This is a genomic window from Bacillus sp. FSL M7-1020 (genome assembly GCF_038050415.1).
Classification (GTDB): domain Bacteria; phylum Bacillota; class Bacilli; order Bacillales; family Bacillaceae_G; genus Bacillus_A; species Bacillus_A toyonensis.
On sequence record NZ_JBBOTW010000001.1, the window covers coordinates 1438320 to 1450986 of the forward strand.

General features: G+C 34.0%; 16 protein-coding genes. 12 read left to right on the top strand and 4 right to left on the bottom strand.

Annotated features, from left to right (window positions below):
- Window positions 1-144: 144 nt before the first annotated feature.
- From MHB70_RS07515 to MHB70_RS07535, 5 genes are read left to right on the top strand one after another with little or no spacing between them, the layout of a single operon-like run.
- A complete protein-coding gene (locus MHB70_RS07515; protein WP_000351785.1) occupies window positions 145-1137 on the top strand; it encodes an ABC transporter ATP-binding protein in 993 nt (330 codons plus the stop codon).
- Window positions 1115-2140, top strand: a complete 1026-nt coding sequence (locus MHB70_RS07520; RefSeq protein WP_000714709.1) for an ABC transporter substrate-binding protein — start codon at window positions 1115-1117, stop codon at window positions 2138-2140. The genes MHB70_RS07515 and MHB70_RS07520 overlap by 23 nt, the downstream gene beginning before the upstream one ends.
- 12 nt (window positions 2141-2152) lie before the next feature.
- A complete protein-coding gene (locus MHB70_RS07525; RefSeq protein ID WP_000248157.1) occupies window positions 2153-3823 on the top strand; it encodes an ABC transporter permease in 1671 nt (556 codons plus the stop codon).
- Complete coding sequence (locus tag MHB70_RS07530) at window positions 3820-5082, top strand: MBL fold metallo-hydrolase (RefSeq protein ID WP_061530122.1); 1263 nt, start codon at window positions 3820-3822, stop codon at window positions 5080-5082. The genes MHB70_RS07525 and MHB70_RS07530 overlap by 4 nt, the downstream gene beginning before the upstream one ends.
- 20 nt (window positions 5083-5102) lie before the next feature.
- Window positions 5103-5936 (top strand): hypothetical protein, encoded by an 834-nt coding sequence (locus MHB70_RS07535; RefSeq protein WP_061530121.1) that lies wholly within the window; start codon window positions 5103-5105, stop codon window positions 5934-5936.
- Between the two features lie 53 nt (window positions 5937-5989).
- Here MHB70_RS07535 and MHB70_RS07540 read toward each other — a convergent pair whose 3' ends face one another.
- A complete protein-coding gene (locus MHB70_RS07540) occupies window positions 5990-6412 on the bottom strand; it encodes a YfmQ family protein (protein ID WP_000214566.1) in 423 nt (140 codons plus the stop codon).
- A gap of 41 nt (window positions 6413-6453) precedes the next feature.
- Between MHB70_RS07540 and MHB70_RS07545 the strand changes: the two genes are divergently transcribed.
- The 6 genes from MHB70_RS07545 (at window position 6454) to MHB70_RS07570 (ending at window position 10052) form a co-directional block, all read left to right on the top strand.
- Window positions 6454-6570 (top strand): hypothetical protein, encoded by a 117-nt coding sequence (locus tag MHB70_RS07545; RefSeq protein ID WP_002011946.1) that lies wholly within the window; start codon window positions 6454-6456, stop codon window positions 6568-6570.
- Between the two features lie 65 nt (window positions 6571-6635).
- A complete protein-coding gene (locus tag MHB70_RS07550) occupies window positions 6636-6797 on the top strand; it encodes a hypothetical protein (protein ID WP_000108701.1) in 162 nt (53 codons plus the stop codon).
- 162 nt (window positions 6798-6959) lie between these two features.
- The gene (locus MHB70_RS07555) at window positions 6960-7595 is read left to right on the top strand and encodes a cupin domain-containing protein (protein ID WP_061530120.1); all 636 of its coding nucleotides are present in this window, start codon (window positions 6960-6962) and stop codon (window positions 7593-7595) included.
- 205 nt (window positions 7596-7800) lie between these two features.
- The gene (locus tag MHB70_RS07560) at window positions 7801-8892 is read left to right on the top strand and encodes a serine hydrolase (protein WP_001019994.1); all 1092 of its coding nucleotides are present in this window, start codon (window positions 7801-7803) and stop codon (window positions 8890-8892) included.
- Window positions 8893-9015: 123 nt separating this feature from the next.
- Window positions 9016-9591 carry a histidine phosphatase family protein gene (locus tag MHB70_RS07565; RefSeq protein ID WP_061530119.1) on the top strand — a complete coding sequence of 192 codons (576 nt, stop codon included), beginning with the start codon at window positions 9016-9018 and terminating at the stop codon, window positions 9589-9591.
- Between the two features lie 89 nt (window positions 9592-9680).
- Window positions 9681-10052: a hypothetical protein gene (locus MHB70_RS07570; RefSeq protein ID WP_000461765.1), complete on the top strand. Its 372-nt coding sequence runs from the start codon at window positions 9681-9683 to the stop codon at window positions 10050-10052.
- An 18-nt stretch (window positions 10053-10070) separates the two neighbouring features.
- Here the strand turns inward: MHB70_RS07570 and MHB70_RS07575 are convergent, their stop codons facing one another.
- The 3 genes from MHB70_RS07575 to MHB70_RS07585 are packed head-to-tail and all read right to left on the bottom strand — an operon-like array spanning window position 10071 to window position 11687.
- Window positions 10071-11003, bottom strand: a complete 933-nt coding sequence (locus MHB70_RS07575) for an alpha/beta fold hydrolase (RefSeq protein WP_061530118.1) — start codon at window positions 11001-11003, stop codon at window positions 10071-10073.
- The gene (locus MHB70_RS07580) at window positions 10964-11293 is read right to left on the bottom strand and encodes a DUF3147 family protein (protein ID WP_000545617.1); all 330 of its coding nucleotides are present in this window, start codon (window positions 11291-11293) and stop codon (window positions 10964-10966) included. The genes MHB70_RS07575 and MHB70_RS07580 overlap by 40 nt, the downstream gene beginning before the upstream one ends.
- On the bottom strand, window positions 11277-11687 hold the full coding sequence (locus tag MHB70_RS07585; RefSeq protein WP_000651923.1) for a MarR family winged helix-turn-helix transcriptional regulator: 411 nt from the start codon (window positions 11685-11687) through the stop codon (window positions 11277-11279). Before MHB70_RS07585 ends, MHB70_RS07580 begins: the two co-directional genes overlap by 17 nt.
- A 124-nt stretch (window positions 11688-11811) precedes the next feature.
- Here MHB70_RS07585 and MHB70_RS07590 point away from each other — a divergent pair, with 124 nt between their 5' ends.
- Complete coding sequence (locus MHB70_RS07590; protein ID WP_002047737.1) at window positions 11812-12639, top strand: protein phosphatase 2C domain-containing protein; 828 nt, start codon at window positions 11812-11814, stop codon at window positions 12637-12639.
- The last annotated feature ends 28 nt before the right edge of the window (window positions 12640-12667 follow it).

The window sequence follows — 12667 nt, forward strand, 5'->3', positions numbered from 1 at the left end:
TTATTTTAACTATAGAAAAAATCTATAGAAATAAATAGTTTATTAGAAGTTTTTTAATTTAATCTTTACAGTACATTAACATTCAGTATAAATCCTCCATATAGAATGAAAGCAGGTTAAGAATGAGGGGAGAGAGGTGAAACAATGGATATTAAAATTCACGGATTAGAAAAGACATTTGGACAAACACAGGCGTTAAAACCACTGCAAATTGTCATGAAACAAGGGGAATTTACCACACTTTTAGGACCTTCTGGATGCGGAAAAACGACTTTACTTAGAATGATTGCAGGGCTTGAAGAGCCGGATAAAGGTGAAATATATTTTGGAGATAAGTGTATGTATTCTGGTGCGAAAAAAATAAAAACATCTCCTCATGAACGGAATATCGGTATGGTATTTCAAGATTTTGCTTTATGGCCGCATATGACTGTGTTTGAAAATGTTGCATTTGGATTAAGGGCTACAAAGCAAACGAATCATTTACGAGAAAAGGTAGAAGATGCGATAAAACGAGTTCGCCTGCAAGGTATGGAGAAAAGATATCCACACGAACTTTCTGGTGGACAGCAGCAACGTGTTGCATTTGCTAGAGCAATTGTAACAAAACCTCATTTTATTTTGTTTGATGAACCGCTTAGTGCACTCGATGCAATTTTGCGTGAAGAAATGCGCTTAGAGCTTATGGATATCGTTCATTCTATTGGCTTAACGGCATTGTATGTAACGCATGATCAAACGGAAGCTATGTCAATGTCAGATCAAATTATTGTCATGAAACAAGGAGAAGTATTACAAAAAGGAACGCCAGAAGATATTTATGTGAAGCCGTCTCATGAATTTGTTGCAAAGTTTGTTGGTAAGGCAAATTGGCTTGTAGAGAATAAACAAATGGTTCGTCCAGAGCACGTGAACTGGGCAAAAAATGAAGTGTGCGATACGTATACAGGTGAAATTCAGCACGTTACATATGTAGGAGAACGTTATGAAGTGAAAGTAAACATGGGGACACTCGGTGTATGGACAGCTTATCACAATAGTAAGCTAAGCGTCGGTAAACCGGTATCGTTATATGTACCCAAAAAATGTATTCATCATATAGGGGGAGAGTCGTATGAAGAAATTCAGTTCGCTTAAGTCTTTATTTGTATGTACTTTACTATTTTCAGCTGTAGTAACAGGTTGTAGTTCAAAGACAGGTAGTGCAGATGCAAAAAATAAAAATTCTAATGAAAAGAAAATTGTTGTATATAGTGCAGGACCGAAAGGATTAGCAGAAAAAATTCAAAAGGACTTTGAAAAGAAAACCGGTATAAAAGTGGAAATGTTTCAAGGAACAACAGGTAAGATTTTAGCGAGAATGGAAGCTGAAAAGAAAAATCCAGTCGTTGACGTTGTCGTACTCGCTTCTTTACCAGCGATGGAAGGACTAAAGAAAGATGGTCAAACGTTACCTTATAAAGAAGCGAAACAAGCTGATAAGCTACGTTCTGAATGGTCAGATGATAAAGGACATTATTTCGGATATAGTGCTTCCGCATTAGGAATTGTGTACAACACAAAAAATGTGAAAACAGCACCTGAAGATTGGAGCGATATAACGAAAGGAGAATGGAAAGGAAAAGTGAATCTTCCAGATCCAGCACTTTCAGGTTCAGCTTTAGACTTTGTAACAGGATATGTGAAAAAGAATGGACAAGATGGATGGAAATTATTTGAACAACTTAAGAAAAATGAAGGTACAGTAGCGGGGGCAAACCAAGAAGCGTTAGACCCAGTTGTAACAGGTGCGAAAGATATGGTAATTGCGGGTGTTGATTATATGACGTACAGTGCAAAAGCTAAGGGTGAACCGGTTGATATCGTATATCCAAAAAGCGGAACAGTTATTAGTCCACGTGCAGCAGGCATTATGAAGGGTAGTAAAAATGTAGAAGGTGCAAAAGAGTTTATTGATTATTTATTATCAGATGATGTACAAAAACAAGTTTCTAAAGCGTATTTATTGCCAGGTAGAAAAGATATAAAAGCTGAAAATAGACCGAATGTAGAAGAGATTCCAGTATTACATATTGACTGGAAAACAGTTGAGAAAGAACAAGATGCAATAGGAAAACAATTTAAGAAAGTATTTCAATAAGATGGTGATTACATGGTAAATCGATTCGTGTCAGTAAGACAAGTTGGAATGACAGTAGCGTTGTTACTTGTGGCGATGTTAATCGTCATTCCGCTTTTTCTCATTTTATTTTCTAGTGTATATGAAAATAGCAGTTGGAATTTTTTAAAGCCTTTTGAAGTCATGCAGAGTGGCGGATTAGCTGGGATTTTTCTGAATTCGATGCTGCTAGGTGTACTCGTTGTAATAGGAGCTACAATATTTGCATTTCCATTGGCGTTCATTATGAGTAAAACAGATGTAGGAAAGTATAGTAAGTTAGATATTGTTTTTATGATTCCATTTATGACCCCGCCTTATATCGGATCGATGGGATGGATTTTGTTCATGCAACCTAAGGGCTATTTTGAACAATTTTTTCCGATGCTAAAGACGATTTCATCATCGTTTTTTAGTTTAGGAGGTATGGTCTTAATTATGAGTCTGCATTTATTCCCATTCCTTTATTTCATGTTGAAAAACACGTTACTTCAGATTGGGAGTAGTAAAGAAGAAGCGGCAGCAGTTCATGGTGGGAGCTTTTTCTATCGTTTACGAAAAATAATATTGCCGTTATTAGTATCAAGCTATGTCATGGGTGCTTTACTCATTTTCGTAAAGACGATTGCTGAATTTGGAACACCAGCTACATTTGGGCGTAGAATAGGATTCCACGTGTTAACATCAGAAATCCATAAATTTATTTCGAGTTGGCCGATTGATTTTAGTAGTGCAACAGCATTATCTTCTTTATTACTTAGTGCATGTATGCTCATTTGGTATATGCAAAATGTATTGAATCGAAAGTATTCATATGCAATGGTTAGTGGAAAAGGTGTGAAATCTAAAAGGTATACTTTGTCTATATTTGCGCGCGTTGTAGCATGGGTTTATGTGATTAGTTTGCTAATCGTATCAATTGGTATCCCATACTTTTCTATACTAATTGCTTCATTGTCGAAATTAAGAGGCGGTGGATTACATGTAAATAACTTTACAATAAGTCATTATGAAGCATTGTTTACAATGGGTTCTCCAGGATTAGAAGCTTTATGGAACAGTTTTCTTTTTTCGCTCGTAACAGCGGTTGTTGCTGTAATGATTGGAGTCTTTTTAGCACTTATGATTCGAAAGGGGAAGAAGTCTTCTGAAAAATGGCTTGATATGTGCGGTATGTTACCGAATATGGTACCAGGAATAGTGATGGTTGTAGGTCTTATTTTATTTTGGAATTCACCATATATGCCTATGTCCATTTACAATACACCTGTTATGGTTATCGTAACGTATGTTGTTCTTTTTTTACCTTATACAGTGCAGTATGTAAAATCATCGCTCGGACAAATTGATGACTCTCTTGTGCAGGCAGGAAGTATTTTTTCCGGGAATTATATTTATATTTTTAGGAAAATAATATTGCCTCTTATTATTCCTGGCATTCTCGCTGGATGGGCGATGACATTTACGATTTCAATACGAGAGTTAGTAGCATCGCTTCTCGTATTACCTCCATCAGTAGAAACGTCAGCAACGTTTATTTTTGCTCAATTTGAACAGGGGGAAGTATCTATAGGAATGGCGATGGCAGTTGTTTCTGTTGGACTTACAACACTATGCTTATTACTTCTGCAACATATGGAGCAAAAAAGAAAAGGGGTCGCATGATGAGGGTAGAAGTATGGGGAGGAGCAGGAGAGTACGGTCGTTCCTGCTATTTTGTAAAAAATAAAGAGACAAAAATCGTATTTGATTGTGGTATTAATCGATCGTATGAAGATAGTTATCCAAAAATAGAAAGAGAAGTCGTTCCATTTTTAGAGGCGGTATTTTTATCGCATATTCATGAAGATCATACGATGGGTTTACCTTTATTAGCGAAGTATGGATATAAGAAAAAAATTTGGACAACTCGTTATACAAAGGAACAACTTTCAGCTTATTTTGAAAAATGGAGAAACTACAATCTTTCGCAAGGGTGGAATGTACCTTATAACGATCAAAATATAAAAGATTTAAATTATGTATGTATTGATGAGATTAGTAATCCAAATGAATGGATACAGATTACTCCTACATTGCGGTTTCAATGGGGGTATAGTGGGCATGTATTAGGAGCGGTTTGGTTTTTAGTGGATATGTGTAATACATACGTATTTTATTCTGGTGATTATTCCGCAGAATCTAATATACTACGAGCTAATTTACCTGAGAAGTTGCGAAGCAATATAAAAATTGCAATTGTAGATGCCGCTTACCATACTGATGATGTTTCGCAAAATGAAAGATTAGATGATCTATGTGCAGAAATTGAACGAGTTATGAAAAATAAAGGAATAGCATTACTACCGCTGCCGCAACTTGGTAGGGCGCAAGATATAGTATTGTATTTATATGAACGATATAAAGAATTTCCGCTTATAGTAGATAAAGAAATTTTGGCTGGATTTGAAGAGATGTTCCTATATAAAGATTGGATAAGAAATAATGAAGAACTTCAATGGGTTATGGAGAGTTTAAAAAGAAACATAATCGTTATGGATCATGACATTAGTATACAAAATAGTTACGGAATAGTTGTAATGAGTGATGCGAATATGCAAACGAAACGCGCACAGTTATACTATGAACAACTTCGGCATGAAGAACGGAATTCCATTATTTTTACAGGACATATTGCGAAAGAGAGTTTTGCAGAAAAAGTTATGAAAGAGCATGTAAGGAATACATGTAGGGTGAATCGAGTTCCGTATAAAGTTCATCAAAGTATGGGTGATGTTAAGGCCATGTTAAATATATTATTACCGGAACATACTTTGTTAGTGCACGCTCATAAAGAGGATACGGATCGATTACAACAAAAGCTAAGTACAGCAGGATATGAAAATATATATTCACTTGCAATGGAACGTATAGAAGTCATTTAAAATGTAAAGGGGATAGGTATATGAAAAAAGTATTTGTATTCGTAAGCATTTTCTTTTGTTGTTTCCTTTATAACGTGATGGAAGGGTTTGCTGCTAGTCCAATGAAACCTGGTTTTGAAGTGAAGTTATTATTAAAGCCAGAACAAGTATTAGGTTATAACAAAGAGATGAAGCAAGAGGTACTAGAACATTTCCAAGCTGGTACAAATGATGAAAGAATACAAGTGCAATTTTTAGATACGGCGAATAAAAGTTTAAGTAACGAAGGTTGGTTTGCGAGAATTCGAAAGAAAGAATTTAGTAAAGATTTTGAGCTAACATATAAAAAAAGATATCCTATTCAAAATGGTGTAATTCAAGATGCACTAGAAGTAGCTAAAAAAGAAGGATTTGATAGTAAAACTGATAGTTATGAGGCGGAAATAGATTGGGGATTTGGGAAGAAAACGTTAAGTATTTCAAATAAGAAAAGTTACAGTGCGAAAGGATATGGGGTACTTGATTTACCAAATGAACAAGCTTCTCAAAATATGTTAATAGAAAAGTTACCAGGGAAAATGAACAAATGGTTGTATACGAATTGGGGAGAAGAAATGTTAAGGGATTCTCACATTTACGGTCCTGTATTAATGAAACGATATACAGGTGAATTTGAAAATATAAAAACGAATATTGAAATTTGGCCATTAAGTAATACTGGGAAGATAGAAGATGACTTCGTAATAGAAGTGTCGTTTAAAACAAATGAGGAAAGTATTGCGACAAAACAAAGAGAATTATTAATGGCGAGTATAGAGAAAAAAGGATGGTTGTTACCGAAAGATAGTTTGAAGACAGAGCTTATTTTTCAGTAAATGAGAAAAAAGGAATCCATATTTCGTGGATTCCTTTTTCTAATATATGAGTATTAAGCTAAGTCAGCTGACACGAACATATCACTATTTTGAAGATTTTTAGAGCGTAAACTATAAGCAACTACCTTCTTTTTATGTTGTTTTACAACATCAACATGCTCCTCGTGACTATAAATATAAAATGTAAAATCCTTTTTGCCACGTTTTGCATTGATAATTAAAGGAGTGCCTTCATTGTGAGGCGGTGCATAATAGCGATCTAAAAATAAACCTTCATTAAAATCATGAATGATTTGAGACTTTTTTTCGTCTTCTACGCTCTTCCCATTAATAGTAACAGTCACATTCTCTTCTTCAAGTTGTGGATGTGTTTCGTACTTGCTAATAATGGATTCAATAACAGAGTTAGGAAGGCTAGAAACGATAATTTTAAATGCCCCAAATACAACTAACAGTACAATAAACCAAGTCGTCATAGTATATCATCCCCTTTATTCTATTTAATAATATAACTCATATGGTAATAGTACATATGGTGAAGTTTTGTATAATTTGTGAAAAATATGCCATTTTTACGAACGAAATATTAGAAAAATCAATTTTGTTACAAAAAGTTGAAATCGAAGTATTTTAAAAGAAAAAGGTTTATAATAAAAATATAACTAATAACCACATTACTAATTATAAGGAAGTGTAACTATGAGTACTGTAGCAATCGTGTATGGTATTATTCTTTCTACAATTATTGTTTTATTTTTCGTTGGAGTTTCACGTTATATTCATAAATGGAAAGAAGGCGTTGCGAAATTAAATCACATTGAAGAAGAACTTAGTGATTTAATGTTACATCATGGTAAGTAAAAGAGTTATTATTTAACTAAACAATGTGAAGGCTATCACAAAACATGTTTTCCTAATGAAAGCATGTTTTTTTATTATGTGCTGAATAGGCACATATCATCTATTTTTTCCATACGATACATCGTTAAGTACAAAATGTTAGGAGCGGAAAAGAGGGATGATATGAGTACGTCAGGTTATGTTCCAGATAATAAAAATTTAAAGAAAAGCTCAGGAACTCCAAACCTTTTCTTTGATTCAAGAAAAAATGTCTTTTTTAAAAGGGATGAGAAAAACGTTGCATATGAAGTTACTTCAACGCAGTTACCAGCAATGATTGGAGGAGCATTTGTTGATTTATTTATGACGAAGGGACATATGCGAGAACCGCATTGGCATCCGAATGCATGGGAATTAGATGTTGTTGTATCAGGAGAAGCAGTTACATCCATTTTAAATCCTGAAACGAATCAATTGCAAAATTATCATGTAAAAGCGGGGCAAACAGTCTTTATTCCAATGGGATGGTGGCATTGGATCACAGCCATAACAGAGGAAGTACAATTACATTTGTTCTTCAATAACGATCAGTTTGAAACAGCAGAAGGATCAGACATACTTAGATTAACACCACCAGAAGTATTTCAAGCTGCATACGGTGTAAGTGCAGAGAAATTAGAGAAGGACCTTTCGCCAATTAAGGAGTCGGTTGTAATTGGTCCACCTAACTCCAAACGGCTAAAAGAAGTTAAAGAAAGTGACGAATCAAATATAGTCGTTACGTTAAATGGACAAATAACTTCATGTGAAATAGAGTAACTCTTTCTTTTTTAGGAAGAGTTATTCTGTTTTGTATAATTTTGTAATTAAATTTGTTATAATAATTATATAGAAGGGAATGTATCTGGCATTAACGGGCAGTAAAACTCCCACCTTAAAATTCGGCTGGAGCGAAGATGTTAGGTGAGAGTCGGGCTGCCCGTAAACGCCGATTGGTTCAACTAATAATCAGTGGGGGTATATTGTGAACATATTTAAGATTATAGGAATTGTTGCAGGAGTGATTCTAGTAGCTGTTATAGCTTTCTTTGTCATTATGAAGTACTATTTGTCAAAAGAAGATCCTGATTACGTATTAAAGTACATAAAAGAACATAAAGACGATGAAACATGTTCATTATTTATTAAAAGAAATGGAGAAGTATTAACTTCTATAAATGCAAATAAAAAATTACCATTGGCGAGTACGGCGAAAATCGTAATAGCAGTTGAATTTGCTAAGCAAGTATCAGAAGGGAAAATAAGTCGAGATGAACAAATTTCATTGCAGGAGCTAGAAAAATATTACGTTAAAAACACTGATGGTGGAGCGCATCCTAACTGGTTAGAAGATGCTAAAGCGAGAGAGTTAGTGAAAAATGGACAAATCGCTTTGGAAGAAGTCGCTAAAGGGATGATTCATTATAGTTCGAATGCAAATACAACATATTTGTTAGAAAAGCTTGGAATAGAAAGAGTAAATGAAAGTATAAAAGAGTTAGAGCTTACTAGTCATGACAAGTTCTCTTCGTATACTGCTTCACTATATATGAGAGGGTATGTAGAAAAAGAGCTTCATGAGCCAGAAAATCAATCTTTAGAAACGATACGTAACATGTCAAAGGATGAGTATAATAAACATGTGTTACAAATACATGAATGGATGAAAGATGAAGAAGAATGGAAAAAACGGGATATCCCATTAAAGGTAGATATGGAATTTCAGCGAATTTGGTCAGATCGATTAGTGGGTGCAAACGCTAAAGATTATATGAGTATAATGGGGAAAATAAATAGTAGAAATTATTTTCCAAAATCAATGCAAGATGAAATTGAGAATGTTTTTAACGGAACAGTTAAAAATAGTAAGTTTGAATATGCTGGACAAAAGGGTGGTTCTACCGCATTCGTATTGACAAAAAGTTTGTATACTACGGATAAAAACGGCAATAAGGTGGAAGTTGTAATTATGTTTAACGATATAGATGATCAAGTTACATATCAAAAACTTAGAAATAACATAGATTATTTTATTCAAGATTTTATAACAAGTAAGGAATTTAGAAATAAATTATAATGAAATAATTTTATTATGTAAACAAAAGAGTGCTTTTTAAAAAGCACTCTTTTCTATAAATGATACAGGATTTTCTAATTATGCCATTGAATATAGATTGAAAATAAGAAAGGAAGTTGAAGAATGACGACAATATATTTCGTTCGCCATGCCCACTCAACATATACAAAAGAAGAACGTGAACGGCCTTTATCTGAAAAGGGACACTGTGATGCAGAAAATGTAACACGCTTATTAAAAGATGGACATATTGATGTTGTGATCTCTAGCCCGTACAAAAGAGCAATTCAAACTGTACAAGGAATTGCGAATACATATAATGTATCGATACAAATAGAAGAAGATTTACGGGAAAGGTTATTAAGTTCAGAGCCAGTAGAAGATTTTAATGATGCCATTGAGAATGTGTGGGAAGATTGGACTTTTGCATATGAAGGCGGAGAATCAAATGATGTAGCACAAAAGCGTGCTATATTATGCATGCAAAATATATTGGGAAAATATAAAGGGAAGAATATTGTAATAGGTACTCATGGGAATATTATGGTGTTACTTATGAATTATTTTGATTCGAAATATGATTTTCAGTTTTGGAAAACAATTCAAATGCCTGACGTGTACAAATTAACTTTTGATAATAATCGTTTCATTTCTGCTGAAAGAATAGAGGAAGCAGGTCATCGGATAAATATTTTGTAAAAGTTTATCAAAAAAAGAGGAAAGAGAGAAGTTATTGTAGAAGTATGACTTTGTAACATAAAAAATATATGTTAAAGGAGGCTGTTTACATGTTTGAGAAAGAGAAAGAAGGGCTTATTGAAGTTCACAACGTATATGAAATTGCACCAGCAGATGGAACAATTATTGGTATGGCAACGGAAGAAGAAATGGAAATTGCTGCTGAGCTAGAGTTACAGTACTGTGCCCATTCTCGTTTGTTAGAAGCAAATATTCAGTTAGACGGTTCCTCCTATAAAGAGTTACTTCAGGAGTTCCAGGAGTATGAAAGAAAATCGATGAACTTTTGGCGAGCATTACATAAACGTTTAGCTGTGCCATGGGCATGGGTACTACGTATTGATGTTGCGAATGGTCCTATATATGTAAGCAATGGGTATTCGTATTATGAAGAAATTGATGATGAAGAAGATTATGAATAGATAAGTAAGGAAGCAGCTTTAGTTGCTTCCTTTTTTTGTGTGTAATGAGTGAATAGCTTCAATGATAATATCTGGTCGATCATTTTCTATTCCGTGACTAGCATGTTCAGCTAGAATATATTGACTGTTTATAGAGAGGTGAAATTGTTCACGAATTAGTTTTTGCCACGTCGATTCAAGTTGTGTTGCTTCCTCTTTTGGCATGCCGCCCTCAATCATTTGAGTAATAGAATAATGAGGATCTCTACCGATAACGATTAATGGTATTTCTAATATTATATCTAGCTCTTTTATTGAACGAGCACAGTTTTTCCACTCGGATAGTTCAGAAACCGTCGCTTTATATAATGAGGGTGATGTAGAGAATTCTATATAATGTTTTGGTTTGTTGACGAGCATAGGTTTTTGTTCATTATAAAGTGTGTCGACATCCATTTTGGAGTACGTATTATATTTTTGAAGCCACATATCATCAGAATCAGTTTGATCAGAAATCGGTAAATGAAGTTCGTCTAATCGGTGTAAGTTCATGGAAGTAGAATCAACTAAAAGAATTGCTTGTAGCCTATCTTCATGTAACATCGCAAAATGTTGTGCACATAATCCTCCATAGGAATGACCGATTAGAATGATTGGCTCATGAATATATAGTTTGTCTAGTAACATATGTAGTTCTTTTGTTACTTGTATCGTGGTACGCGGATACATTCCCAACTCACTTTTTCCGTAACCTGGGCGATGGTATGAAACGACTGTAAAGTGCTCGGAAAGCTTTTTCATAATGGGAAGCCAATCATAAAAGGAGCAAGTCATTCCAGTTTGAATGACTATAGTTTGTTTACTACTTCCTTTTATATATACTTCTATATTTTGTCCCAATATCTCTACAAATTTATGAATAATAATTCCTCCTAAGTTTGAAATAATTTTTGGCAAGCAAAAACGATACACCAAGCACCTATACCGAGTAGGACAGATGTACTAAGTGCAAATGAATTTTTTAAACTAATATAGACGATAAATAGTAGTAGTGCTGATGCAGGAAATCCATATAATACACCTAAAGCAAATTGACTCAATTCTTGTTTGTTACCACCTTCGAAAGAAATCCAAAATAGACTAAGTAAACTTACAAGAGGAAGGGCAGCGATAAAGCCGCCTATCGTACTATAATGTTTAGCGACTTCAGTAATGATACCGATAATAAGTGCCGAAACGATAACTTTAACGAGGAAATGCATATTTTGCCTCCTTCGCTAATAAAGAAAAGGCTTTTTCAATTAATTGTTGTTCTTCTTTTGATAACTGTGATTCTAATATTTTTATCTTTTCTTTATCTAGTAAAGTATGCTTTTCTAATACTTCCATTCCTTCGGTTGTTAATGTAAGATTTACGACCCTTTCATCTTGTTTATTTCTCTCTTTAAGGAGGAAATCCTTTTGAATAAGGCGCTTTACGTGTTCAGATGCTGTGTTATGAGAGAGACTAAGCTCAGAAGCAACTTTTCCAATTGTTATATTTTTCTCCCGGGAAACGATTTGTAAAATACGAATTGCTTGGTGGGAAAGGTTGTCCTCATATTCACATCGTAAGTGATAATAAATGCTCTCCCAATGTTGATTGATGTCTTTCATAATAATAAATCCCCCTATTTTTATATCGTATAATAAGATATATTCGTTAATGCAGAAATAAAATCCTTTTATTTGGATAAAAAATATTGAAAAAGTTTATTTTTATTGAAATATAAGGTAATCTATGTGTAAAGGTATACATTTAGCAAGAGAGAGGATGATAGCTGTGAATACATTTAAATGGATTAGTCATGAACAGATGTATGTAGATGAAATACATGTTGAAAAATGTGGTCCTCTTTCAGTCGGCGTATACGGTGGAAACCAAGAAAGTGATGCATATGAAAGAGGAGATGCGGTGCTTGCTTGGTGGGATCCTGAATTACAATTTGAATTTGTTATGATTTTTGATACACATCATAAAACGAAAAATATCCATTATATAATAGAAGCAATTTCAGAAAGAAAAGAGAAACTAAAAGAATTATTTTCATACCCAATACATTTAGCTTTTCATCATACACATATGTACTTATTAGCGTTATTCACAGATGAGTTATTTATTGAAAAATGTGATCAAAATGATGAAGAACTTGCATGTTTAATTTGTTTGCGAAAAGGCGAGTTCTTATATTGGCTATCAGTTGGTGATTGTTTCGCATACTTATTCCATTCTGAGCAAACGAAGAATGGAAAAGGACGATTAAATAAACGGAAGAATTACGAATATATTGGCAGGAAAAATATTTTCGCAGCAAATACACCTTGTTTTACTTCAGGTGTGAGGGGATTAGAAAAAGGTACGAACCACATTGTAATGGCAACGGACGGTATTTTAGAGTGTGATAAACGAAGGTTTGATGATGATCAATCTTTAGTAGAAATATTACACGACGGAAATAGCTTACAAATTGAGCCGGTATTAACAAATGTACTGCAGTGGAAAGGTAGAGATTGTGCCACGATTATCGGATGGTCTATCGATACTGAAAATAAACAATGCGCTAATTAATAACAAAAAGGAGTTCAAGGTTTGTTGT

What these genes read in the sequence shown, in the direction of transcription:
- MHB70_RS07515 (WP_000351785.1), top strand. Translation starts at nt 145, where the DNA reads ATGGATATTAAAATTCACGGATTAGAAAAGACATTTGGACAAACACAG.
- MHB70_RS07520 (WP_000714709.1), top strand. Translation starts at nt 1,115, where the DNA reads ATGAAGAAATTCAGTTCGCTTAAGTCTTTATTTGTATGTACTTTACTA.
- MHB70_RS07525 (WP_000248157.1), top strand. Translation starts at nt 2,153, where the DNA reads ATGGTAAATCGATTCGTGTCAGTAAGACAAGTTGGAATGACAGTAGCG.
- MHB70_RS07530 (WP_061530122.1), top strand. Translation starts at nt 3,820, where the DNA reads ATGATGAGGGTAGAAGTATGGGGAGGAGCAGGAGAGTACGGTCGTTCC.
- MHB70_RS07535 (WP_061530121.1), top strand. Translation starts at nt 5,103, where the DNA reads ATGAAAAAAGTATTTGTATTCGTAAGCATTTTCTTTTGTTGTTTCCTT.
- MHB70_RS07540 (WP_000214566.1), bottom strand. Translation starts at nt 6,412, where the DNA reads ATGACGACTTGGTTTATTGTACTGTTAGTTGTATTTGGGGCATTTAAA.
- MHB70_RS07545 (WP_002011946.1), top strand. Translation starts at nt 6,454, where the DNA reads ATGGTAATAGTACATATGGTGAAGTTTTGTATAATTTGTGAAAAATAT.
- MHB70_RS07550 (WP_000108701.1), top strand. Translation starts at nt 6,636, where the DNA reads ATGAGTACTGTAGCAATCGTGTATGGTATTATTCTTTCTACAATTATT.
- MHB70_RS07555 (WP_061530120.1), top strand. Translation starts at nt 6,960, where the DNA reads ATGAGTACGTCAGGTTATGTTCCAGATAATAAAAATTTAAAGAAAAGC.
- MHB70_RS07565 (WP_061530119.1), top strand. Translation starts at nt 9,016, where the DNA reads ATGACGACAATATATTTCGTTCGCCATGCCCACTCAACATATACAAAA.
- MHB70_RS07570 (WP_000461765.1), top strand. Translation starts at nt 9,681, where the DNA reads ATGTTTGAGAAAGAGAAAGAAGGGCTTATTGAAGTTCACAACGTATAT.
- MHB70_RS07580 (WP_000545617.1), bottom strand. Translation starts at nt 11,293, where the DNA reads ATGCATTTCCTCGTTAAAGTTATCGTTTCGGCACTTATTATCGGTATC.
- MHB70_RS07585 (WP_000651923.1), bottom strand. Translation starts at nt 11,687, where the DNA reads ATGAAAGACATCAATCAACATTGGGAGAGCATTTATTATCACTTACGA.
- MHB70_RS07590 (WP_002047737.1), top strand. Translation starts at nt 11,812, where the DNA reads ATGTGTAAAGGTATACATTTAGCAAGAGAGAGGATGATAGCTGTGAAT.